The 22,467-nt window shown below is 48.9% G+C and carries 20 protein-coding genes and 1 riboswitch; of the genes, 5 read left to right on the forward strand and 15 right to left on the reverse strand.

Going from position 1 to position 22,467, the window contains the following annotated elements:
* Positions 1-24: 24 nt before the first annotated feature.
* The 13 genes from EL309_RS03060 to gcvT form a co-directional block, all read right to left on the reverse strand.
* The gene (locus EL309_RS03060; protein WP_004282824.1) at positions 25-1,008 is read right to left on the reverse strand and encodes a hypothetical protein; all 984 of its coding nucleotides are present in this window, start codon (positions 1,006-1,008) and stop codon (positions 25-27) included.
* Between the two features lie 509 nt (positions 1,009-1,517).
* Entirely contained in the window at positions 1,518-4,361 is a 2,844-nt protein-coding gene (gene gcvP, locus EL309_RS03065; RefSeq protein WP_004282823.1) for an aminomethyl-transferring glycine dehydrogenase, read from the reverse strand.
* A gap of 101 nt (positions 4,362-4,462) precedes the next feature.
* Positions 4,463-5,587, reverse strand: a complete 1,125-nt coding sequence (locus tag EL309_RS03070; protein WP_004282822.1) for a hypothetical protein — start codon at positions 5,585-5,587, stop codon at positions 4,463-4,465.
* 3 nt (positions 5,588-5,590) lie between these two features.
* Entirely contained in the window at positions 5,591-6,328 is a 738-nt protein-coding gene (locus EL309_RS03075; protein ID WP_004282821.1) for a UDP-2,3-diacylglucosamine diphosphatase, read from the reverse strand.
* Between the two features lie 120 nt (positions 6,329-6,448).
* Positions 6,449-7,042, reverse strand: coding sequence for a DUF2726 domain-containing protein (locus EL309_RS03080; protein ID WP_004282820.1), 594 nt, complete (start codon positions 7,040-7,042; stop codon positions 6,449-6,451).
* Positions 7,043-7,103: 61 nt separating this feature from the next.
* Entirely contained in the window at positions 7,104-8,300 is a 1,197-nt protein-coding gene (locus EL309_RS03085; protein ID WP_004282819.1) for an MFS transporter, read from the reverse strand.
* 45 nt (positions 8,301-8,345) lie between these two features.
* Entirely contained in the window at positions 8,346-8,894 is a 549-nt protein-coding gene (locus EL309_RS03090) for a DNA-3-methyladenine glycosylase I (protein WP_004282818.1), read from the reverse strand.
* Positions 8,895-9,116: 222 nt separating this feature from the next.
* Positions 9,117-9,500 (reverse strand): glycine cleavage system protein GcvH, encoded by a 384-nt coding sequence (gene gcvH / locus EL309_RS03100; RefSeq protein WP_040669495.1) that lies wholly within the window; start codon positions 9,498-9,500, stop codon positions 9,117-9,119.
* A gap of 37 nt (positions 9,501-9,537) precedes the next feature.
* A complete protein-coding gene (locus EL309_RS10800) occupies positions 9,538-9,663 on the reverse strand; it encodes a hypothetical protein (protein WP_004282815.1) in 126 nt (41 codons plus the stop codon).
* A gap of 105 nt (positions 9,664-9,768) precedes the next feature.
* Complete coding sequence (locus tag EL309_RS03105) at positions 9,769-10,269, reverse strand: hypothetical protein (RefSeq protein WP_004282814.1); 501 nt, start codon at positions 10,267-10,269, stop codon at positions 9,769-9,771.
* A 122-nt stretch (positions 10,270-10,391) separates the two neighbouring features.
* Complete coding sequence (gene aldA, locus EL309_RS03110) at positions 10,392-11,834, reverse strand: aldehyde dehydrogenase (RefSeq protein ID WP_004282813.1); 1,443 nt, start codon at positions 11,832-11,834, stop codon at positions 10,392-10,394.
* A gap of 274 nt (positions 11,835-12,108) precedes the next feature.
* A complete protein-coding gene (locus tag EL309_RS03115; RefSeq protein ID WP_040669491.1) occupies positions 12,109-13,404 on the reverse strand; it encodes a hypothetical protein in 1,296 nt (431 codons plus the stop codon).
* Between the two features lie 93 nt (positions 13,405-13,497).
* Positions 13,498-14,598 (reverse strand): glycine cleavage system aminomethyltransferase GcvT, encoded by a 1,101-nt coding sequence (gene gcvT / locus EL309_RS03120; protein ID WP_004282811.1) that lies wholly within the window; start codon positions 14,596-14,598, stop codon positions 13,498-13,500.
* A gap of 179 nt (positions 14,599-14,777) precedes the next feature.
* A riboswitch (glycine riboswitch) is annotated at positions 14,778-14,875 on the reverse strand.
* A gap of 260 nt (positions 14,876-15,135) precedes the next feature.
* Between gcvT and EL309_RS03125 the strand changes: the two genes are divergently transcribed.
* The 4 genes from EL309_RS03125 to EL309_RS03140 all read left to right on the forward strand — a co-directional run bounded on the left by EL309_RS03125 (position 15,136) and on the right by EL309_RS03140 (position 18,361).
* Complete coding sequence (locus EL309_RS03125) at positions 15,136-15,621, forward strand: Lrp/AsnC family transcriptional regulator (RefSeq protein WP_004282810.1); 486 nt, start codon at positions 15,136-15,138, stop codon at positions 15,619-15,621.
* A 118-nt stretch (positions 15,622-15,739) separates the two neighbouring features.
* Complete coding sequence (locus tag EL309_RS03130) at positions 15,740-16,321, forward strand: DUF1415 domain-containing protein (protein WP_004282809.1); 582 nt, start codon at positions 15,740-15,742, stop codon at positions 16,319-16,321.
* Positions 16,318-16,680: a YbaN family protein gene (locus EL309_RS03135; RefSeq protein WP_004282808.1), complete on the forward strand. Its 363-nt coding sequence runs from the start codon at positions 16,318-16,320 to the stop codon at positions 16,678-16,680. Before EL309_RS03130 ends, EL309_RS03135 begins: the two co-directional genes overlap by 4 nt.
* Positions 16,681-16,942: 262 nt before the next feature.
* On the forward strand, positions 16,943-18,361 hold the full coding sequence (locus EL309_RS03140) for a sodium:proton antiporter (protein ID WP_372512978.1): 1,419 nt from the start codon (positions 16,943-16,945) through the stop codon (positions 18,359-18,361).
* 79 nt (positions 18,362-18,440) lie between these two features.
* Here EL309_RS03140 and truA read toward each other — a convergent pair whose 3' ends face one another.
* On the reverse strand, positions 18,441-19,298 hold the full coding sequence (gene truA / locus EL309_RS03145) for a tRNA pseudouridine(38-40) synthase TruA (protein WP_004282805.1): 858 nt from the start codon (positions 19,296-19,298) through the stop codon (positions 18,441-18,443).
* 85 nt (positions 19,299-19,383) lie between these two features.
* Positions 19,384-21,612 carry a FimV/HubP family polar landmark protein gene (locus tag EL309_RS03150; protein WP_004282804.1) on the reverse strand — a complete coding sequence of 743 codons (2,229 nt, stop codon included), beginning with the start codon at positions 21,610-21,612 and terminating at the stop codon, positions 19,384-19,386.
* A gap of 320 nt (positions 21,613-21,932) precedes the next feature.
* On the opposite strand from EL309_RS03150, the gene EL309_RS03155 reads away from it, so the two are divergent.
* Positions 21,933-22,466: a septation protein A gene (locus tag EL309_RS03155; protein WP_004282802.1), complete on the forward strand. Its 534-nt coding sequence runs from the start codon at positions 21,933-21,935 to the stop codon at positions 22,464-22,466.
* Position 22,467: the final 1 nt, after the last annotated feature.

Genomic DNA, 22,467 nt, shown 5'->3' on the forward strand with positions numbered 1-22,467 from the left:
TCCTCCAACTTAAGGGCATTACACTCAAAATACCGCTTCCAAGCGCAGCTGAGTACCGACATGGTGCGGACGGTCCAGCTTTTTATTGTTGTAATAGCTAACCTCGGTTTGCACAAAAAGCCATTTTTTCCAAACCGGCTGACGCCAGCCTGCAAACGGGCCGTAGCTGTTCAAACTGGGCTTACTGTTGTCGATATCTCCGCCTGCATAGACACCGTAATTCAAACGCTTGTTGCCGTCGAAATCATGCTGACGGTACAAACTATTACCCCAAGTCCACTGCTCGGATTTTTTATCGTGCGCATATTGTGCATGAAGGTGGTTGGCAATCATCGGTTTGTTTTCCGGCGCATACTTCACTTCCCAATTGGTGCGGGCATGATGGCGACTGCGGATACCGTAGCGGTAAACCTGCTCCAAACGCGTACTGTAATCGTTGCCCAAATCCCAATCCTTCGCCGCTTTCCAGCGCACATAAAGATCACGGCCGGAGCGGATACCCAAGTCAATATCGTTTTCGATGCTCAGGCTTTCTGAAAAATCGGAAAAACGTACCGCCAAAGACGCGTTGTCTTTCCTACTTTGCTTGCGGCTGAAACCTTTCTTGTTTTCCTGCTCTTGCGCCACTTCGGGGCTAATGTGGTTTTCATTGTAAATCGCATCGTCCAGCGATTCGTCACCAAACACAACGCTGACTTTTTTCTCCAGCGTAGGCAACTTCACCCGGCCTCTGACTTTCGGCTTATACGATACGCCGTCGTATTTGTTCCATTCGCTGTCTAAAATCAAACGCAGGTTTGCCGTAGCAGGATTGTCGGGATCAGGCTCGCCGAACCAGTCGTCCATGCCGTGCGCCCAACCGTTGATTTTCTTTTGAACGCCGTTATGCTGCTTATCCACCCACTGACCCGAATCCGCAGGCTGCTCTACTTCCGCAGCATAAATACCCGATGCCAAAAACACACCGGAAAGCCCCGCAACATATTGCAATATCTTTCTTTTTTCCATTAACTGACTCCCCACAACCGAATAATTAATCAAACAGGTTAAACAGTATACGGATAAATGCCCGGAAATAACAAGAAGGCCGTCTGAAAAGAGTTTTCAGACGGCCTAACGGCATACTTATTGTTTGTTGATTCTGATTTCAATCATCGGAAAAGCGGTGATAATCTCGATACCGCAGGCGAGTTTGGGCTTCTGACCTTGTGCAAGTGATTTCGAGCCTTGCCCGACACTTACTTCAACCGGGTATATTGCTTTAATGTACTGTTCATTTTCTTTTCATCCGTTCTTCGATAAAACCTCCATAAACAATTCTTATTTGCCGCGCAGCTATTGGGTTACCGTCAGATACCGAGCACCGCTTATCTGTTTGACCGGATACAGTTTTGCGGTTTTTTTATCAAGTAAAAAAACGCCTGCTTAAACGCAGACGTTTTTTATAACAGTTTAAATTATTGAAATACTAATATTTTCCTGTTGATTTTTCTGCTACTTAATAGCCGATTTTCGATTTACTCTTCATACGCGCTCATCGGCGGGCAAGAACAAACCAAATTCCTGTCGCCGTACACATCGTCCACCCTGTTCACGCTCGGCCAGAATTTGTTTTCGCGCACATACGGCAGCGGGAACACGGCTTCTTCGCGGGTGTAGGCGCGGTTCCATTCTCCGGCCACGTTAAAGGCGGTGTGCGGGGCGTTCACCAGTGGGTTGTCGTCTTTCGGCCATACGCCGTTTTGTACTTTCAGCACTTCCTGTTTGATGGATTTCAGCGCGGCGATGAAGCGGTCGAGTTCGGCTTTGCTTTCGCTTTCGGTCGGCTCGATCATCAGTGTACCGGCCACGGGGAATGACACGGTGGGGGCGTGGAAGCCGTAGTCCATCAGGCGTTTGGCGATGTCGGTTTCGGTGATGCCGCTTTCGGCTTTGAGCGGACGCAAATCGACGATACATTCGTGCGCGACGCGGCCGTTTTTGCCGGTGTAGAGAATCGGGTAATCCGCGCTCAATTCTTTGGCGACATAGTTGGCGTTCAGCAATGCCCATTGGGTGGCCTGCTCCATGCCGGTTTTGCCCATCATGGTGATGTACATCCAAGTAATCGGCAGGATGCTGGCGGAGCCGTAAGGCGCGGCGGATACGGCACTCATGCCGTCGGTTGCGCCTTCCACCGGCGATACGGTGTGGCTCGGGGCGAACGGGGCGAGATGCGCTTTCAAGCCGATGGGACCCATGCCGGGGCCGCCGCCGCCGTGCGGGATGCAGAAGGTTTTGTGCAGGTTCATGTGCAACACGTCTGCGCCCACTTCGGCGGGCTGCATGATGCCGATTTGGGCGTTCATGTTCGCGCCGTCCATATACACTTGGCCGCCGTGGTCGTGGATGATTTGGCAGATGTCGCGGATGCCTTCTTCATACACGCCGTGGGTGGACGGATAGGTAATCATCAGCGCGCCTAAGTTTTGCTGATGTTCGGCGGCTTTGGCTTTCAGGTCTTCGATATCGACGTTGCCTTGCTCGTCGGTTTTCACCACCACCACTTTCATGCCCAACATTTGCGCGGTGGCGGGGTTGGTGCCGTGTGCGGATTGGGGAATCAGGCACACGTCGCGGTTAGGCTGGCCGTTGGCTTCGTGATAGCGGCGGATAGACAGCAAGCCGGTGTATTCGCCTTGCGCGCCGGAGTTCGGCTGGATGGAAATCGCGTCAAATCCGGTGATGGCTTTGAGCTGCTCCTGCAAATCGGTGAGCATCTGCATGTAGCCTGCCACTTGGTCGCGCGGGGCGAAGGGGTGGATGCTGCTGAACTCTGGCCAGGTAATCGGCAGCATTTCGCTGGTGGCGTTCAGCTTCATGGTGCAGCTGCCGAGCGAAATCATGCTGCGGTTCATCGCCAAGTCGCGCTCTTCCAGCTTTTTCAGATAACGCAGCATTTCGTGTTCGGTGTGGTAGCTGTTGAACACGGGGTGCTGCAGGATGGCGTCTTTTCTCAAGAGGCCGTCTGAAAGTTTGCTTGAGGCTTTTTCAGACAGGCATTGTGCTTTGCCGGTGAAGAGTTCCACCAGCTTGGCAAAATCGTCGGCGGACGTTTCCTCGTGGAACGCCACGGCCAACACGTTTTCATTCACTTGACGCAGGTTGTAGCCCGCATTTAAGGCGGCCTGATAAATCTCTTTGGCTTTCGCGCCGCAATCTACGGCCACGGTGTCGAAGAACACTTCATGCACCACTTTGAGGCCGTCTGAAACCACCGCGTCGGCAAACGCAGCCGCCAGCGCGTGAATGCGCTTGGCAATGCGTTTCACACCTTCCGGGCCGTGGTAAACGGCGTACATGCCCGCCAAATTGGCCAGCAGAGCCTGCGCGGTACAGATGTTGGAAGTCGCCTTTTCGCGACGGATGTGCTGCTCGCGGGTCGATAAGGCCATGCGCAGCGCGGGTTTGCCCGAAGCGTCTTTCGATACGCCGATAATGCGGCCGGGCGCCGAGCGTTTGAATTCGTCTTTAAACGCAAAATAAGCCGCGTGCGGGCCGCCGAAACCCATCGGCACGCCGAAACGCTGGGTGTTGCCCAAAGCAATGTCCGCGCCCAAAGAAGCAGGCGATTTCAGCAGCACCAAGCTCATCACGTCGGCCGCCACCGCCACAATCACGCCTTGCTCTTTCAGACGGCCTATCACGGCTTCCAAATCCGCTACGTCGCCGTCTTTGCCGACATATTGGAACAGCGCGCCGAAGAAATCGCCTTCGGAGGCCGTCTGAAAATTGCCCACCACCAGTTCGAAACCGAAATATTTGGCGCGGGTTTGCATCACGTCCAAAGTTTGCGGATACACACGCTCGTCCACAAAAAATTGATTCGATTTAGACTTACCCACGCGCTTGGCCATCGCCATCGCCTCGGCCGCCGCCGTCGCCTCATCCAACAACGACGCGCCCGCTACTTCAAAGCCGGTGAGGTCGATACACATTTGCTGGAAGTTCAGCAAAGCCTGCAAACGGCCTTGCGCCACTTCCGACTGATAAGGCGTATAAGCCGTGTACCAGCCCGGGTTTTCCAGCACATTGCGCAAAATCACATTCGGCAGGCGGGTCGGGTAATAGCCTAAGCCGATATAGCTTTTGTTTACCCTGTTTTTCGCCGCCACAGCTTTGAGCTTCGCCAACGCATCGGCCTCGCTCAAGGCTTCGGGCAGATTGAGTTCGGACGGCATACGGATGCTTTGCGGCACAGTGTTGTCGATAAAACTTTCCATGCTGCTTTCGCCGAGAGCTTCCAGCAAAGCCGCTTCGTCTTTAAAGCTGATGTGGCGTGCGGAAAACTCCGCAGCATTGAATAAGTCTTTGAAATTCATTTTCTTTCCTTTGTGGATGAATGCAAACTTGATGGGAGGCCGTCTGAAAATTTCCGATTGTTTCAGACGGCCTGATTCTTTAATAAGCCGGTATCCGGTTGTTATTCTTTCTTTTTCAGACGACCATACAGCCAGCCGAATAACGCAAGCAGCATGCCGCCTGCTGCAACCCAAAGCGCCGGTTGCATATGCTTCCGCAACGTTCGCTCGAAAACCGCCGCTTCCTGCAACACATTATGTCTGTTATCGACATGCAGTGTTTCACCGCCGGACGGTAATGCATATCGGGCGCGGACGACACGGTATTCGCGCCGCTGAAAACGTGCCAAAGTCAAATCCACTTGCGTCAATTCGACATTTCTCATACTTTCGCTGCACAGCGTATCTTCAAGACCGTGACAGGCAACCGGTACGGCACCGCCTTCCGGCAGATACCAACGCAAAAAGTGTGTGCAGCCGCTTTTATTGCATTGAAACACGCTGCCAAGCCGCGCATCGGATTGGCTGATTTCCGTAATATTCAGGCCGTGCCGCAACGTTTGCCTGTTCACGGCATACTGAAAACCGTAAACCGCCAAAGCACATACGGCAACCGCCAGCCCCAACACCATCATTCCGACAGCATGATTGCTTTTGGTCGGAGCAGGCTGCACATAGACCAAACGCAAACCCAAACGGCTGCATAAATTTTTTACCAGCGAAACCATCTTTTTTTGCGATATAAAACCTTCGCAAGCAAACCATTCGCCTTTTTCGCCCTGCTGCGCATGAGTCAGATGAACCACCCCAATGCCGCACCATAAACCGTATTGTCCGTCCAGCCGGTATGCTTCATCCAAACGGCCTTTGGTGTAATAAGCAACGGTTTTTTCCTGAAAATCCAAGCAGATACACCGCTTCGGATTCCTATTCCAACCCACATAAAAAAACCACAGCAAGCCCGCAAACACTATCTTGTCTAAAAACGGCCAAACCATACCGCCCGGCGGCACCAACACACCGAACCAAAACAAAGCGTCCAATATCCAGCAAACAGCAAAAAACAGATTGATGCCGCGCAAAACCGCCGCGCTCGCCATAGGCGGATACATGGAAAACCAAAGCAGTGTTTTGCCTTCGGCCAACTCTGCATTCAAACGCTCAAGCATTCGGCGGCTGTTTTCCCGAAACACATATTCGGGAATCTGCCGAGCGGGAATGTTTAAGCTGTCTGTTGATTTATCCATTTTTCAGACGGCCTTTAAAGGTTTGATGGCCGCTCCCTCAGGCGACACTTCCAAATACCCGCCCTGCGCTCCATACCAATCCGGCAATACATAACGCTTCACCGTTCTGCCGTTGAAAACATGCTCGTGTACATCCGGCCGGTGCGTATGGCCGTGAATAATCGCCTGCACCTGCGGATAACGGCTTAAGGCCGTCTGAACACCTTGTTCGGTAACGTCGGAAATCGGGTTGTATCCCATTTGGCGTTTTTTCTGTTTGCTGGCCGCACGGATTTTCGCTGCAACTTCGCTGCGTTTTTTTCTGGGCAGCCACAACATGATTTTTTGCAGCAGCGGATGGCGCATAAAGCGGCGGAAGCGTTGGTACGACACATCATCGGTACACATCTCGTCGCCGTGGCTGAGCAGATAGGGTTTGCCGTACAGCTCGGTCGGATACACTTCCGGCAGCAACACCATACCGGCTTTGTCCGCATAATGCCGTCCCAGCAAAAAATCACGGTTGCCGCAAATAAAGTAAACCGGCGCGCTGCGGCTGAAAGCCTTTAATGCCGACGCCGCTTCTGCGGCAATCAGGCTGCCGTCGTCATCGCCCAACCAAACTTCAAACAAATCGCCCAAAATATATAAGGCATCAACCCGGCCCCGCCAGCTTTCCAAAGCTTGGAAAAACAGGCGGTTCAGCTCCGGCGTTTCGTCGGACAAATGCAGGTCGGCAATAAAAACGGTTTGCTGCTTCATAGGTTAGGATAACGGTTTTTGTGGGTTTTAGCGGCCAATCCGGCTGATTTTCCGCTGTATGCGGGAAATAAACAGGATTGGCCGGCTATGCTTTAAACGACTGCCGGAAGCTGCAAATTTTCAGGCGGCCTTATGCAGCCTGCGCTTTTCCTGCTGTTTTTCCGCCAGCTGCGCCACCAGCTTACGGATATCTTCCTGTTCCGGTACTTCGTGTTTGTGCCAGCGGATTAATTTCAAGCCTGCATCAAACAAGGCTTTGTTTTTACGGCGGTCGGCTTCTGCCCTGTCGGGTTCTTCATGCGTGGCGTCGTCCAACTCGATCACTGCCAACGGATAACTGTTTTTGTGGCAAATCACATAATCATAGCTCATCCGATTGACACGGTTAATCCAATACATCGGGTTGCGGCTATGTTTCACTTTCAATATCCGCGAGGCCTGAACTTGAGCCAAAACAATATAATCAGGCAAAGCCTGTATCAATTTCCAATACACTTCCTGCTCGGCAATACTCATGGCATAAGCCGGATAGAAAGGCCAGGTTTCTTCATAATTCAACGGTTCCGAACGCGATTTTCCGTCTGCGGAAGAGCTGCGCCTGCGGCTGCCGGAATGCTGTTTGCGCGACTGCGCCCGTTTTCTGTTTGAAGCCAAAGCAACAAAAATCATGCCTGCAACAATGCCCAGGCAGATCAGAGCCAAAACGATTTCCATAAATTATCCCGTAAATACTTATTTGATTATTAATAGTTATATTTTTGTTTGAATATATTTTTCAGACGGCCTTTTTCGCCGCTTTTGTTTTTATCATCCCCTTTCCGGCAACCAGCAGCGCCAAAAACTGTACGCACACAAGCACCCAAACCACGCCTTGCCAGCCGTTGTAACGGTATGCCAATCCGCACAGCCACGCGCCGAATGTGCCGCCGCTGTAATAAGCCAGATAATACAGACCGGAAGCCAGCGAACGGCCCTCTTTAACATTTACGGCGATATAGCTGATAGTAGCCGCCTGCGCCACAAATACGCCCGACGACATCAATACCAACGCAGCCACCACGCCTGCCAACGGTTCGGCCAAAGTAGCCAGCATACCGGCCACAGAGCACACCAACGCAATCATCACCGTGCGCGCCCCGCCGATACGGTTAATCAGCCGGGCCGACAAAGGCGTAATCACCATACCGATTAAATAAACGGTAAAAATATTGGCCAAACCGCCGCTGTCCAAACGATACGGTTCGTCGGCCAAATGCAGATTGATATAAGTAAAACAGCCGACCAGCGAACACAGCAAACACGCGCCGATGGCGCAAGCCGTCAACACATAGCGGTTATGCAGATGTCCGCTCAAAGTATTTAAGGCCGTCTGAAAATTCGGCTTGGCAACAAATCTTTTTGAGCCCGGCAACTGCTTCCACACAAAAAACGCACCGGCCAAACTCAGCCCTGCCATCACATAAAACGCCGCGCGCCAACCCACCATTTCACTGAGATGACCGAGCAGAAACCGCCCCGAAAAACCGCCCAACACCGTCCCCGTTACATACAGCGACATCAAACGCGCCAGCGCCGTACCGACAAACTCCTCACCGATATAGGCAATCAGCACCACCGTAATTCCCGGCACGGCAACGCCTTGCAAAAAGCGGTAAAACATCATCTGCTCGATGGTTTGCGACATCGCCAATAAAGCCGTCGGCACGCCGAGAAACAGCAGCGAACCGACAATAAAGATTTTCCGCCCCACCGCATCGGAAAGCATGCCCATAAACGGCGATATCAATGCCACGCCCAACACCGTCGCCCCCACCGCCAAGCCTGCCTGCACTTCGGTTGCATGCAAATCGTGTATCAGCACCGGCAAAATAGCCTGTACGGAATACACCTGCAAAAAAGCAAATACACCGACCAACATGATGGCAAGCATCAATAAAAGGTTGGGTTCGGAATAAGAAGCATCGGTATTCATGAAATCCGCTTTAATCGGTTGGGCACAGCGTTTTGCCTGACTCGGTCAGCGTTCCGCCCATTTCGGCTTATGCCGCAATACTTCCGCATAAACCGGGCAACTTTCCGTATGCGCGCCTTGCAAATAACCCGTACTCATTAAAAACTCGTTTACAATCTCGCCGCCGACAAATTTAAAATGCCGTTTAAACAGCTTCACCCACTCCGGCAAACTCTGCGGATGATGGCAATCGAGCCAATTTTTAAAAGAACCGTACTCGCGCTGCAATGCCTCAATCTGCCGGGCGTTATAAATGGCGGCACGGATTTTCAAACGGTTGCGGACAATGCCTGCATCATTCAACAATCGTTCGCAGTCGGCATCGGTATAGGTGGCAACGGCGGCAATATCGAAACCCGAATAGGCCGTCTGAAAAGCCTGCCGTTTTTTCAATATCAATGTCCAACTCAAACCGGCTTGATTGATTTCCAACACCAGCCGTTCAAACAATTCATTGTCATCATCAATCGGAAAGCCGTAAACCCGATCATGGTAATGCTTATTCGGATTATCCGTATCCTGTGGCAACGCATTGGCAAAATCACAGTAGCTCATTTTTTCAGACGGCCTACTCCCATGCCCAACCCACCGCAATCGGCGCATAAATATTTACACGGTCAAACAGCGGCAGCGGGCAACCGTTTCTTTCAAGATTTAAAATTCTATAAATGCGTTACGAACTTGATTCGAACAACGGTAAAACCAACTCCGTACCGCACTCTGAAATACTTGGACAAAGGCCGTCTGAAAATTTAAATTTCAGACGGCCTATCTCCGTTAGCCGATTTCCGCAGCGTATTGCTCGGCAGTCAGCAAACCGTCCAAATCAGCAGCATTGGCCGGTTTGATTTTGAAGAACCAGCCTGCACCGTAAGGCTCGCTGTTGGCCGTTTCGGGCGCGTCTACCAAAGCTTCGTTGATTTCTACCACTTCACCGGCAATCGGCGCGTACACATCGGAAGCCGCTTTTACGGATTCCACCACACCGGCCTGCTCTTCCGCAGCCAGATTCGCACCCACTTCGGGCAGCTCTACAAATACGATGTCGCCCAACAACTCTTGCGCGTGCTCGGTAATGCCCACGGTTACGGTGCCGTCGGCTTCCAAACGCAGCCATTCGTGGCTGGACACATATTTCAATTCAGCGGGGATATTGCTCATGGTTTGTTCTCCATAGGTTTCAAAATTAATACTGCCGTTATTTCTCGCATTGCTTGGTGGTTTCATTATAGCTGCCGCCTTGATCCAAGCAAGCGTCTTTCGCATCGCAGCCGGTTAAAGCCAGCGACGACAAAACAGCAGCCAAAAATAATATCTTACGCATCGTGCGAATCCTCTTGTATTCGGCCTTATGGTCAGCCTGTTTGAAAATACCGTTTTATCTTTTTCAGACGGCCTCTTGGTTTGGAGGCCGTCTGAAAACGCAGGATTATATCTGTTTATCGGCAGGCGCCAATTTATCCAAGCATTGCACGGTATTTTTCTTTAACGACCCGTCCGGCTCGATAATGTCGTCTATCAGGCAAGCGCCTTGATTGCAGGATAAAACGTAATCCAACACCCGCGCCTCGCCGAAATTCTCAAAAGAAACATAAACCCGCCTGCTTTTCGTCAGCTTGTATTGAATCGTGCGGGCGATTTCCTGCCCGTCGAAATCCTGCCCTTGAATCACATAATCATAATCCATGCAGGCCACACCTTCTGCTTCCGCCGCTTTGGAGTCGCGGTTAAGCACGGCGCGGAAATCGGGCGTAAAAAACTGATCCGGCTTAATCTCTTCCGCTCCGTCTCCTTCCGTATAGTGCGTATACAGTTTTTTCACTAAGTCCAACTTGGCCTCATCAGCCGCATGGCTTTGTTGGGAACAAGCCGCCAAAGCAAACGGCAATAAAACAAACGGGAGTATTTTCCACATAAAGGTTTTCATCATTTCTGCTTTTTATTTAGCCGGATAGCTTATCCGATAAAACGCATATCGTCGGCACCAACCTAACAGGCCGTCTGAATGCGGCACTTCGTTACAAAAGAGAACGAAGTGCCGCGCGCTTCAAATTAAATATTGGTTTCCAAATAAACCATCTGCGTTTGCAGATACTCTTCCAAACCGTGTTTGCCGTCGGCACCGCCGATACCCGATTTTTTCCAACCGGCATGGAAACCCTGCATGGCCTCGAAGTTTTCTCGGTTGATGTAGGTTTCGCCGAATTGCAGGCGGCGGGTTACGTAGAAGGCTTCGTTCAGATTGGTGGTGTACACCGAGCTGGTGAGGCCGAATTCGCAATCGTTCGCCAACGAAACGGCTTCGTCCAGCGTTTCAAAAGTGGCAATCGGCAGCACGGGGCCGAAGGTTTCCTCTTTCATGATGTCCATGCTGTTATCGACATCAGTCAACACCGTCGGCTCGAAGAAATAGCCTTTGCCCTCGGCACGTTTGCCGCCGCACACCAGCGTCGCACCTTGAGAAACGGCGCGCTGCACTTTTTCCGCCACTTCTTTCACCGCGCGCTCTTCAATCAGCGGGCCCATTTCCAACGCACCTTCAGCCGCTTCGGCAGGATTGCCGAAACGCACCGTTTTCATGGCGGCGGTCATCTTCTCGATAAATGCGTCTTTAACGCTCTTATGCACATACACGCGTTCGGCGCAGTTGCAGATTTGGCCGGTATTGCCCACGCGCGAAGCCACGATCGACTTAACCGCCAAATCCAAATCGGCATCTTTCAGCACTAACGCAGGCGCTTTGCCGCCCAATTCCAGCGACACTTTGGTGATGTTTGCCGAAGCCGCTTCCATCACTTGGCGGCCGGCTTCCACCGAACCGGTGAGGCTCACCATCGCCACTTGCGGATGCGATGCCAACGCATTGCCTATTTCCGCGCCCGGGCCGTTCACCACGTTAAACACGCCCGCAGGCAGGCCGACGCTGTGCACGATTTCGGCAAAAATATGGCAGTTGACCGGCGTAACGCTGCTGGGCTTAACCACAATCGTATTGCCCGTAACCAGCGCCGGCCCCATTTTGCGGGCAATCAGGAAAAACGGGAAATTCCACGGCAAAATACCGCCGATCACGCCCAACGGACGCTTAAACAGGAAAATATTTTCTTTCGGACGGTCGCTCTGAATAATCTCGCCCTCATAACGGCGCGCCCATTCCGCCTGATAATCCAGATAATCAGCGGTAAACATCACTTCGATACGCGCCAAATCTTTGGTTTTGCCGCCTTCGGCCACAATCGTATCCGTCAACTCGTCGGCACGCTCGCGGATGCCCGCCGCGATTTTACGCAGATACGCACCGCGCTCCACTGCCGGCACACGTTCCCACGCAGGCTGCGCCGCATACGCCGCCGCCACCGCTTTTTCCACATCGGCACGGCTGCCCTTCGGCTCCTGCGCAATCACCGCTTCGGTAGCCGGGTTCAACACATCGCGGTAGCTGCCTGCAAAATCAGACACAAACGCACCATTGATATACATTGCTAATTGTTTCATGCTGTTACTCCTTTTTCCTTTGTAGTGTCGGATGATTTTTATAGGTATGTGTGGTTTGGGCGTAAAGCGCAAACGACTCTTTTTCTTGTAAATCTTTTTCTTATAAAGTGATTCAAGCTGTTTTCAGACGGCATCTTAGGAACAGATAGATATAGGTTTCGTTAAGAGGCCGTCTGAAAATTTGGTGTGGGTCAAACAACTTATCCCTTATCAACGCAGCAAGCGTGTGGTGGCACACACTTTTTCTTTTTTAGCTGTAAAGAACTATTTGCTTTTAGTTATAACTGATTGTTTCTTTTCTAGCGGTATAATTAGGAACAATGTATTGTCCACTTAAGGGTTGTATGAATTCACTATTAATAGTGAGACATTTTTCAGCTAAAATTTTATTTTTTTCTATATCCTTCGTAAATTTTACATGTTGCGGGCAAAATACTTTAATATTACCCAGATTCCATGCCATATAGCCATACAAAGCATTTTGTCTTTGATTGAGAATATCTGAACAAGGGTTCTTTTTGTTTGGACGACAACGAAAAAAATTTGTTTTCAGTCTTTCTAAATCATAAGTATTTATTCCATTAATTTCTCTATATTTATTATTTATCTGATAGTTATTATGCAAAATATACCAAGAAGAATCCTCAGCAATTTCAACAAATCTTGCCGGATAAAGTAACTTTTGATGAATTCCTGTAACCATCTTGGAAATGACTACAAAAAAGCAAAAAGCTAAAAGCAAGGGAAAACCAAAAACAGCTCCACCTTTTGTAGGAGAATCTCTGTAAAGCAAAAAAGATGCAAGGACTGAGTTTAAAAACATTACAACAATAGATATTCCTAAAATCCACCATTGCAAGTCTTCATCTTCAATCCAAAAACCAATCATCGGTACGAAAATTAAAAAGATAGAAAATACGGTTGTAAACGAGACTAAAAAATTATCAAATGCTATTTCCATTCCTTCATTGAAAGTAAATTTATTCTTGAAATGCCTAAGCTTAACCTTATCAACACTTCCTCCGTTCCTTTTTTTTTCCTGACGAATTTTACTAATAATTTTTTTTGTTTTATGCCATTCTATAAGCCATAAAATACTAAAAATAATAAATGAAGAAAATACTCCTAATAAAAATAATATCGCGGCTATTAAATTTCTGAGCTCCTTTTCCCAAAATTCACAATAAAATATTAACAATATTAAGCATGACATCAATATTGCAATAATACTGGGCAAAAGAAATACCCAAAACAATTTACTTTTGAAATGTATTAAGAATTTTTTATCAATATTTTTCTGTAAAGACAAATAAATGTTATTTTCTTTATAGCTTAATGCAAGTTTATATGGTGTACAAAATCCAAGAAAAAATAAAAAAACAATTAGAGAGAAAACAAAAATTATTGTTACAAAACTTGCAGGCTGGCTAAGGACATTTACAAAAAGACTTTTATGCTGAATAAAATCCAAATACGCATAAGCAACTAACAGACCAAATACAACACCAACTGCAGTAGTTATAGCAATAATTTTCGTTAAACTATCTAAATATTTACTAAATTTATTCATAAATTTATTCTTTAAATAAATTCTTATCATATGTAGCGGGAAGTTCCCGCTACATAATAATAGTTCATTTAAATAAATACTTTTTCAATCAATTCAATCAAACTGCTTCTGCCCATTCCGCACAAACGGCAGTTTCAACACGCGCACGTCCACTTCCTTGCCGCGAATCACCACTTTGGCCGCGTCGCCTTCAAAGTCTTTGGGCACGCGGGCGATGGCGATGGATTGTTTCAGGCTGGGGGAAAACACGCCGCTGGTGGTGATGCCTTTGCCTTGTTCGGTAACGACTTCCATGCCTTCGCGCAATACGCCGCCTTTGGCCAGCAGCAGGCCGACTTGTTTCACGTCCACGCCTTTTTCTTTGAGGGCGACAAGGGCGGTTTTGCCGATGAAGTCGCGGTTTTCGTCTTTCAAATCCACCGTCCAGCCCATGCCGGCTTGCAGGGGGCTGGTTTCGTCGTTCATGTCGTGGCCGTAGAGGTTCATGCCGGCTTCCATGCGCAGGGTGTCGCGTGCGCCGAGGCCGCAGGGTTGTACGCCGGCTTCGCGCAGGGCGGAGAAGAAGGCGGTGGCTTCGGTGCCGGGCAGAATCACTTCTACGCCGTCTTCGCCGGTGTAGCCGGTGCGGGCGACAAACCAGTCGTTGCCTAGGTCTGCGCCTTGGAAGGGTTTGAGCGCGTTAACGGTTTCGGCCCATTCGGGTTTGACGGCGAGCAGTTTTTCAATGGCTTTTGGGCCTTGCACGGCGAGCATGGCGAGGTCGTAGCGGGGGGTGATTTCGATGCCGAACGCTTCGCCCACTTTGGCAAATTGTGCCAAGTCTTTTTCGCGGGTGGCGGCGTTGGATACGATGCGGTATTGGGTTTCGGCTTCGTTGGTGCGGTAAACGATGAGGTCGTCCATCACGCCGCCGTTGTCGTTGAGCATGGCGGAATAGAGGGCTTTGCCGACGAATGAAAGTTTGGCTACGTCGTTGGCGAGCAGTTTTTGCAGCCATTGCTTGGCTTGGCTGCCTTTGATGTCGGAAACGAGCATGTGGGATACGTCGAACATGCCTGCGTCGGTGCGCACGGCTTCGTGTTCTTGGATTTGCGAGCCGTAGTTGACGGGCAGCTCCCAGCCGGCAAAATCAACAAGTTTGCCGCCTGCGTTTTTATGGGCTTGGTTGAACGGGGTGGTTTTGAGGGTAGTCATTGCTCTGGTTCTCCATAGGTTAAGGGCTGCGATGCTTTTCACGCGCCCCTATCTGTCCTTGAACCTGAGATTTTCGGCAACAGGCCGTCTGAATCGAATGCCTGTGTGTCCGCCCGAATGTTTTCAGACGGCCTTTTTCCCTTCGGTGGGCACAGCCGCGCCGCTCTCCAGATGATTTGTGATGAAATGCAGTCCTTTTACCTGAGCGATTTAAGGGTGTCTGCGCCTTCGGTGGCTTGCCGTGTAATACGGTGTAGCACTCTCCTGCATTCGGGAAGATTATGGCTTTATTTTCGACATAGGGCAAGCGATTCTTTACAAACTTCACAATCCTTTCGTCATATTGTTTGCGAAGCAGTTTTTTTGCCGTTCTACACAACATGCCGCCTGTAAATGAAGATTCTCCGCACTCTTAATTTAAAAAATTATGTTTTTTAAACTATTGTGCGTTAAGCCAAATTAGAATATATTTGGGGCGTATTCAAAAATAAATACACACACCAAGTTTGGTTATCTATAAGAAAAAAGGGAAATAGCATGGCACAAATTACATTAGACAAAACCGATTTGAAAATTTTGCAGGTTCTACAGGAAAACGGAAGATTGACCAATGTCGAGCTTTCCGAGCGCGTGGCGCTTTCTCCTTCTCCTTGTCTGCGCCGTCTCAAGCAGCTTGAAGATGCCGGTATTATCCGAAAATATGCCGCTTTGTTGTCGCCTGTAGCAGTTCAATTGGGTTTGCAGGCCTTTATCCGTGTTTCTATCGATAAAGCTAGCGAAGCGCGTGAAGATTTTGCTTCTGCGGTTCAAACTTGGCCTGAAGTACTCAGCTGTTTCGCACTCACCGGTGAAACGGATTACCTGCTGCACACGTTTTTTACGGATATGAACGCGTTTTCCCATTTCGTTTTGGATACCCTGCTCTCACATCCGGGGGTTCAAGATGCGAAATCGAGCTTCGTATTGAAAGAAATTAAGAATACGACTGCGCTGCCTTTGGGTCATTTGCAACAGCAGGATTAAAATCCGTATACCTAAAAGCCCACTGCCTGATCAGCGGTGGGCTTTTGTTTATCTCAATCTTTTTCAGACGGCCTATTTTTGTTATGATTGACAGCCGTTCTCATCTGTAAGTCCGATAATGAATCTTTCCGACGAAACCATCATCCAAAACACCCGGCAATGGCTTGAAAAAGCCGTTATCGGTTTGAATCTCTGTCCGTTTGCCAAAGCGCCTTATGTGAAAGGACGGGTTCGCATTGCCGTCAGCCATGCCAAACATCTTGATGGTTTTCTTGAAGATTTGGATAAAGAACTGCTGTTGTTGTCGGAAACGCCGTCTGAAAAAATCGAAACTTCCTTATTGATCCATCCCACGCTGTTTACTGATTTTATGGTATTCAATGATTTGATGGACATTGCCGATCATGCCGTTATTGAAAACGGTTTGGAGGGCATAATTCAAATTGCCCCCTTCCACCCTGATTTTCAGTTTGAAGGCACAGAAGAAAACGATATCGGCAATTACACCAATCGTTCGCCTTACCCTACACTGCATTTAATCCGGGAAGACAGTATCGCCAAAGCTGCCGAAGTTTTCCCCGATGCTTCCGTAATATTCGAACGCAATATCGCCTTGCTGCAAGATATGGGACAAAAAGGCTGGGACGAATTGGCCATTCCGCGCTGTCCTTTTCCGCACCAATCTCAGGAAGAATCATGATTATTCGCTCGGTATTTTGGCTGTTTGGCGCTCTGGCTCTCTTACTGGGCATTTTGGGCATTTTTCTTCCTATTCTGCCGACAACGCCTTTTGTGTTGCTTGCCGCCGCCTGCTGGGCAAAAGCCTCCCCCCGTTTTCACCGTTGGTTGCACCAACACCGCTACTTCGGTCCGATGGTACAAGACTGGGAAACGCGCCGTGCTGTGCCTAAAAAAGCAAAGCTGTTCGCTTTTACCATGATGACGTTCTCTTGTCTGTTGATGTTGTGGCAATTTCCCGAACGCTGGTGGGTTGCTGCGGTTTCTGCCGTATTCTGCTTATGCGTCGCCATTTGGATGTGGCGTCTTCCCCATGCCTGAATCATCAGCCCAATCGGGCTGTTTTTCATTTTCGGATAAAAAAACCTATCCATGAACGGCTTTTAATTACCGGTTTTTAAAAGCCGTCAAAATCTTCTAAAAACAAGAAATTTATTAACAAAAACCGATAAAACTGGAATACACCTTGTTTTTCTTTTACAATCGGCTGCAAATTAGATGAAATTTCATCTGTTTTTTCAAATCAGCAGGCCGGTTTTTCAGACGGCCTGAAACGCTATCTCAAGAAAAGGAAGGAATGCCTATGCGCCTCCAGTTATCCATGATCCCCCTCTTATTGGCACCGGTCTTGGCACATGCAGCCGATTTCAACGGTGCCGATTTAAGCCTGCTTTGGGGTATCCCTTTTGCATTAATCCTTTTATCCATTGCCACAGGTCCTCTGTTGGTACCCCATTTATGGCATCACCATTTCGGTAAAATTACCGCTTTATGGACCATTATTTTCTTGGTTCCGTTTGTTGCCGTTTTCGGTTTAAGTACCGGTATCCACACCGTCGCCCATGCTTTGGTGGAAGAATACATTCCTTTCATCGCTTTATTATTGGCGCTGTACACGATCTCCGGCGGTATCTTGGTATGGGGTAATCTGCACGGCAGCCCTAAGCTGAATACTGCTATCTTGGCCATCGGCACGGTTTTAGCGTCGTTTATGGGTACGACAGGCGCAGCCATGCTGCTTATCCGCCCGCTCTTGAAAGCCAACGACAACCGTAAACACCGCGTACACGTTGTCGTGTTTTTCATCTTCCTCGTTGCCAATATCGGCGGTGGTCTGACACCTTTGGGTGATCCTCCCTTGTTCTTGGGCTTCTTAAAAGGCGTTGACTTCATGTGGACTGTACAACATATGTTTGCGCCGGTTTTAATCAGCTCCGTTATCCTATTGCTGCTGTTTTATGCTTTGGACAGTTATTTCTATGCACGTGAAGACGAACTGACACCCAAAGATCCGACTCCGGACAGCAAGCTGCAAATTTTCGGCAAATGGAATTTCCTGCTGTTATTGGGCGTAATCAGTGCCGTTTTGATGTCGGGCATTTGGAAACCCAACCATCCCGGTTTTGAAATTTTGGGCAGTACCTATCTGCTGCAAAACCTGGTTCGCGATCTGATTTTATTGGGTCTGACTTTTGTTTCTTTGGCCATTACACCTAAACAGGTTCGTGCCGGAAACGAATTCAACTGGGATCCGATTTTAGAAGTCGGCAAACTGTTCTTGGGTATTTTCATTACCATCGCGCCGGTATTGGCCATCTTAAAAGCGGGCGAAGCCGGCGCGTTCCGTCCGCTAATCGCTATGGTTCACGACAGCTCCGGTGCGCCGATCAATACCATGTATTTCTGGATGACCGGCCTGTTGTCTGCATTCTTGGATAATGCACCTACCTATCTGGTATTCTTCAACTTGGCCGGAGGCGATGCGGCAAGCCTGATGAGTGGTCCGCTGTTCCATACACTGTTGGCCATCTCTATGGGTTCGGTGTTTATGGGTGCCTTAAGCTATATCGGTAACGCACCGAACTTCATGGTTAAAGCCATTGCAGAACAGCGCAAGGTAAAAATGCCCAGCTTCTTCGGCTATATGGCGTGGTCGTTCGGCATTTTGATTCCGGTATTTATTTTGCATACCTTTATCTTCTTTATCTACCAATTACTCTAAGCAATAAACATCAAAGGCCGTCTGAAAATTTCAGACGGCCTTTTTTTATCAAGGTGATCAAACACCTGCCAAACAAAGACTACCACAACCAAATAGGAGGCGCAGGCGTTTCCACGCCCCATTCTTCAGGATAATCTACTCCGGTCAAATACAAACCATCAGGCATAAAAGTCGGCGGCGCTTTCAGACGGCTTTTCTCATCAATCAGGTTGGCAAAACCTTCCACACTTAAGCGGCCGTTACCCACATAAACCAACGCCCCCATAATATTCCGCACCATATGATGCAGAAACGCATTACCGTGCAAATCCAAGGCCATCAGCTCAGCAGAGCCGGACAATTTGGCACTGTAAATCGTTTTAACCGGCGATTTGGCTTGACATTCTGCCGCCCGAAAACTGGAAAAATCCTGCTCCCCTACCAAATATGCCGCCGCCTGCTGCATTAGCGCCATATCCAAAGGCGTATGCGTCCAACCGACTTTTCCGATTAACAACGGAGAGCGCACCGGAGAAGACTGCAAAACATAACGGTAACGCCGCCCGAAAGCATCAAACCTTGCATGAAAGCGATTGCTGACTTTTTGCGCGCGCCACACCGAAACACCTTCAGGCAAAAACGCATTTACACCGCGTATCCATGCCTGCTCGAGACGATTGGCACGCGTATCGAAATGCACAATCTGAGCCGTTGCATGAACGCCTGTATCGGTTCTGCCGGCGACAACCGTGTTGATTTTTTCTCCGGCAATTTGCAATAACGCAGATTCCAATGCTTCCTGCACAGTAGGCAATCCGTCAGCCTGCTTCTGCCAACCGTAAAAACGGCTGCCGTCATAAGCAACCGTTAAAGCCCAACGCTGCAAATTACTGCATAAAATATCGTCTCTATTTTCAGACGGCCTATTGCTGCTTTCCAGCTTTTCTTTCTCAAACATGAATGCCGTTTTTTAACCTATCGTACTTACACTTAAACACCGACCAATAAAAATGCCGTCTGAACGACGGCATTTTTTGTCAGATTCAAGCGTCCAATTCTTCAAGAAGCTTTTTGGCCTTGGCCAAAATCGCACCATCGGACTCTTCTATCAATTCCAACAGAGTATCGCGGGCAGCCTCGGGATCCTGAATCTCAATATACATTTTCGCCAGTTCATACTTCGCCTCCAACGGTGCAGTCATACCGACAGATTCGGAAATAAAGCCGGCACCGCCGTCTGCGGTTGAAACATTCAGGTCTTCCCATTCAACCAGCTCCACTTTTCTATTGGCAGCCTGTTGGTCAATTTGAGCATGAACGGTATCGAAATCTACCGGCTCAAACTCGGAAGAACCGCTGTCTTCTTCTGCCATTTTCAGCCAAGAATTGTCGTCATCCTCATTATCGCCGTACACAACGGCTTCTTCGGTATTCTGAGACGCCTCCTCAACAGAAGGCATAACAAATTCCAAAGGCTCATCGTCTTGCGCAGGATCTACCTCAGCTTCCGCATTAGCACTGTTCCATTGCTCCAAGGCGGCAACTGTTTCGGTTGCACCAACCGCTTCAACGGTTTGATAAGCAATTTCCTCAACAGGCTGATATACCGGCTCGGGATCAGGCTCGTATACGCTCTCTGTAGATTCGATATTGTCCCAATCAGCCTCTTCTCTGGCTTTAGTTTCCGCATCATTGGTCAACGCACCGGTCAAAATACCGGTTTGCTGATTATCGATCCGCCCCATATCCAAATTGATGTCATCGGCACAGCCTTCTGATTTTAATGAAGTTTCCTCAATGAACACATCATCAAAATCGTCTTCAATCTCTAGTTCGCTGGCCGGCTGTTGGGCAGCTGCAGCATTAGTTTTACCGGCAACAGCACCTGCAGCCATAACGGCAGCCGCTTCGGCTTTAGTCAACGGTTTGGATTCGGTGGGACGAGCCACAGGCTGTTCGGTTTTAATGCCATAGTCGTTTTCGATGGCGGAAGAAACCATATCATCGAAAATTTTGGTTTCATCTTCCTCAGGTTCTGCAACAGCAGGAACCACAGCTGCATGCTCTGATTTCTTTGGAGAACGGCGTGCCAGCAGCAACAATGCCAATGCACCTGCCAAACCTCCAATCAGCAACCACTTCCACCAACCGAAACCTTCTTCACCGCCGTCCGTTTCATTCACTGCAACAGGAGCTTCAGGTTTCTCCGCTTCCTCTACAACCACTGCCACTTCTTCCGATGCGGCAACTTCCTGTTCGGCCTGCACTTCCGAAGCGGCTAACTCCTCCATTGGCTGCTGAACTGCAGAAGCTTGGACTTCAGGAGCGCTTGCCGGCTGCTCGGGCTGCTGCAATGCTGCCTGTGCTTCTTGAGCAACAGTAATTTGCTCTACTTGAGTTTGCTCTACTTGCGCAGCTTGGGTTTCAACCGCAGGTTTAGACGCGTCTGCAATATTTTCAGACGGCGTTGCAGCTTGGGGGATTTCCGTTTGTAGTTTGGCACCGGAAGCAGCCAAGCCTTTCAGCTCGTTTGCCGTAGGAATATTTAAAACATTACCGGGCCAAATCTTATCGGCATTGTGTGCGCTGAATAATTCCGGGTTTGCTGCCACCAATGCCTGAACCGTTTGGTATGTAGTCAAACCGCTCGGACGGATGCGTGCGGCAATTTGCGTCAAAGTTTCACCGGAACGGATGATGTGTTTGCCACCGTAAGCAATACGGGCAGGCGCAGCAGCTTTGGCCGCCTGCTTTTTAACTTCCTTATCGGAATCTTTCTTGTTCTCTGCACGGTTAGAGGTATTTTGTTTGGCCGACGAACGTCCGCCGACTACTTCGGCTACACGCTCTTTGGCGATTTTATGCACATTGATATTGGTTGAAGGCGGATTCTTGGAACCCTGTGCCTGCGTTTGCAAAGGCTGGGCATGATACCCGGGAGGGTCAATAATCGCAGTATATTGGCGTGTTTGAGAACCTACGCCCATCTGAAAAATCAAAACGGGTTCTTGAACTGCTTTATTGGAACGGATATTGATAACGGCTTTATCACCGGATGCACTTACCGTACCTTTCAGACTGCCGTCTGAAAATTCGGCCTTACCGCCATCCAATAAATATTTGGCTTCTTCACCGGTTACCGTTACTGTAGCCGAGAAAGGTTCGCCCAAACTTGACTTAATATTCAATCCCCCCAATCCCGCTACGGCAGAAAAAGAGGCAGCCATAGCAACAGACAAAGCAATCAGTTTGATTTGATAATTTTTTTTCAAGATTTATATCCCCCGATTTTGTATTGGAGCATGATAGCCAACACTATTTTTCATCAGCCTACATGATATATTCTAATTGCACATTGTGCCAAGTATTCCGAAGCTTTTATATCAAAAGAAAATAACACTTGCAACTTTATAACCACGTTGACAAATCAAACAAATGACCAACCTTTTGACTTTGAATGTCATGCCGCAATATTTTCAGACGGCCTTTGCAGCCGCAGAAGTGCTACGGATAGCAACGGGTAATAAATAGTGTCAAAGCTTTCCGCAATCAGGTATGATTGTCGGTTACCGATAACCGTTTTCAATAAACCATGAAAATACTCAGTGATTTAATTGCCGTTATTTTATTTTTCATTACTTACACCGTTACCAAAAACATATTTTGGGCAACTGCCGTTGCTCTCGTTATCGGCGTGCTCCAGGCCGGCTTTACTTGGCTGAAATACAAAAAACTGGATACGATGCAGTGGGTCAGTCTGATTTTGATCACTGTATTAGGTGGTGCGACCCTGCTTTTCCAAGACGACCGTTTTATCAAATGGAAGCCCACCCTGTTATTTTGGTTCGGTTCGGCAGCCCTATTAACCGGACACCTGCTCGGCAAAAGCGGATTGAAAGCCTTGATGGGCAAAGAAATGACGCTACCCGACGGCATTTGGCGCAACCTGACTTTTGCCTGGATTGTATTTTTTGCCCTGATGGGCTTGATTAACCTGCTGGTCGCCTACAACTTTACCCAAGCCCAATGGGTTAACTACAAGCTTTTCGGCTCAACCATATTAATGATTATTTTCTTTATCGGACAAGGTTTTTACCTGAGCCGACACTTACCCAATAAGGAATAAC

Source organism: Neisseria weaveri (genome assembly GCF_900638685.1).
In the GTDB taxonomy this organism is placed as follows: Bacteria; Pseudomonadota; Gammaproteobacteria; order Burkholderiales; family Neisseriaceae; genus Neisseria; species Neisseria weaveri.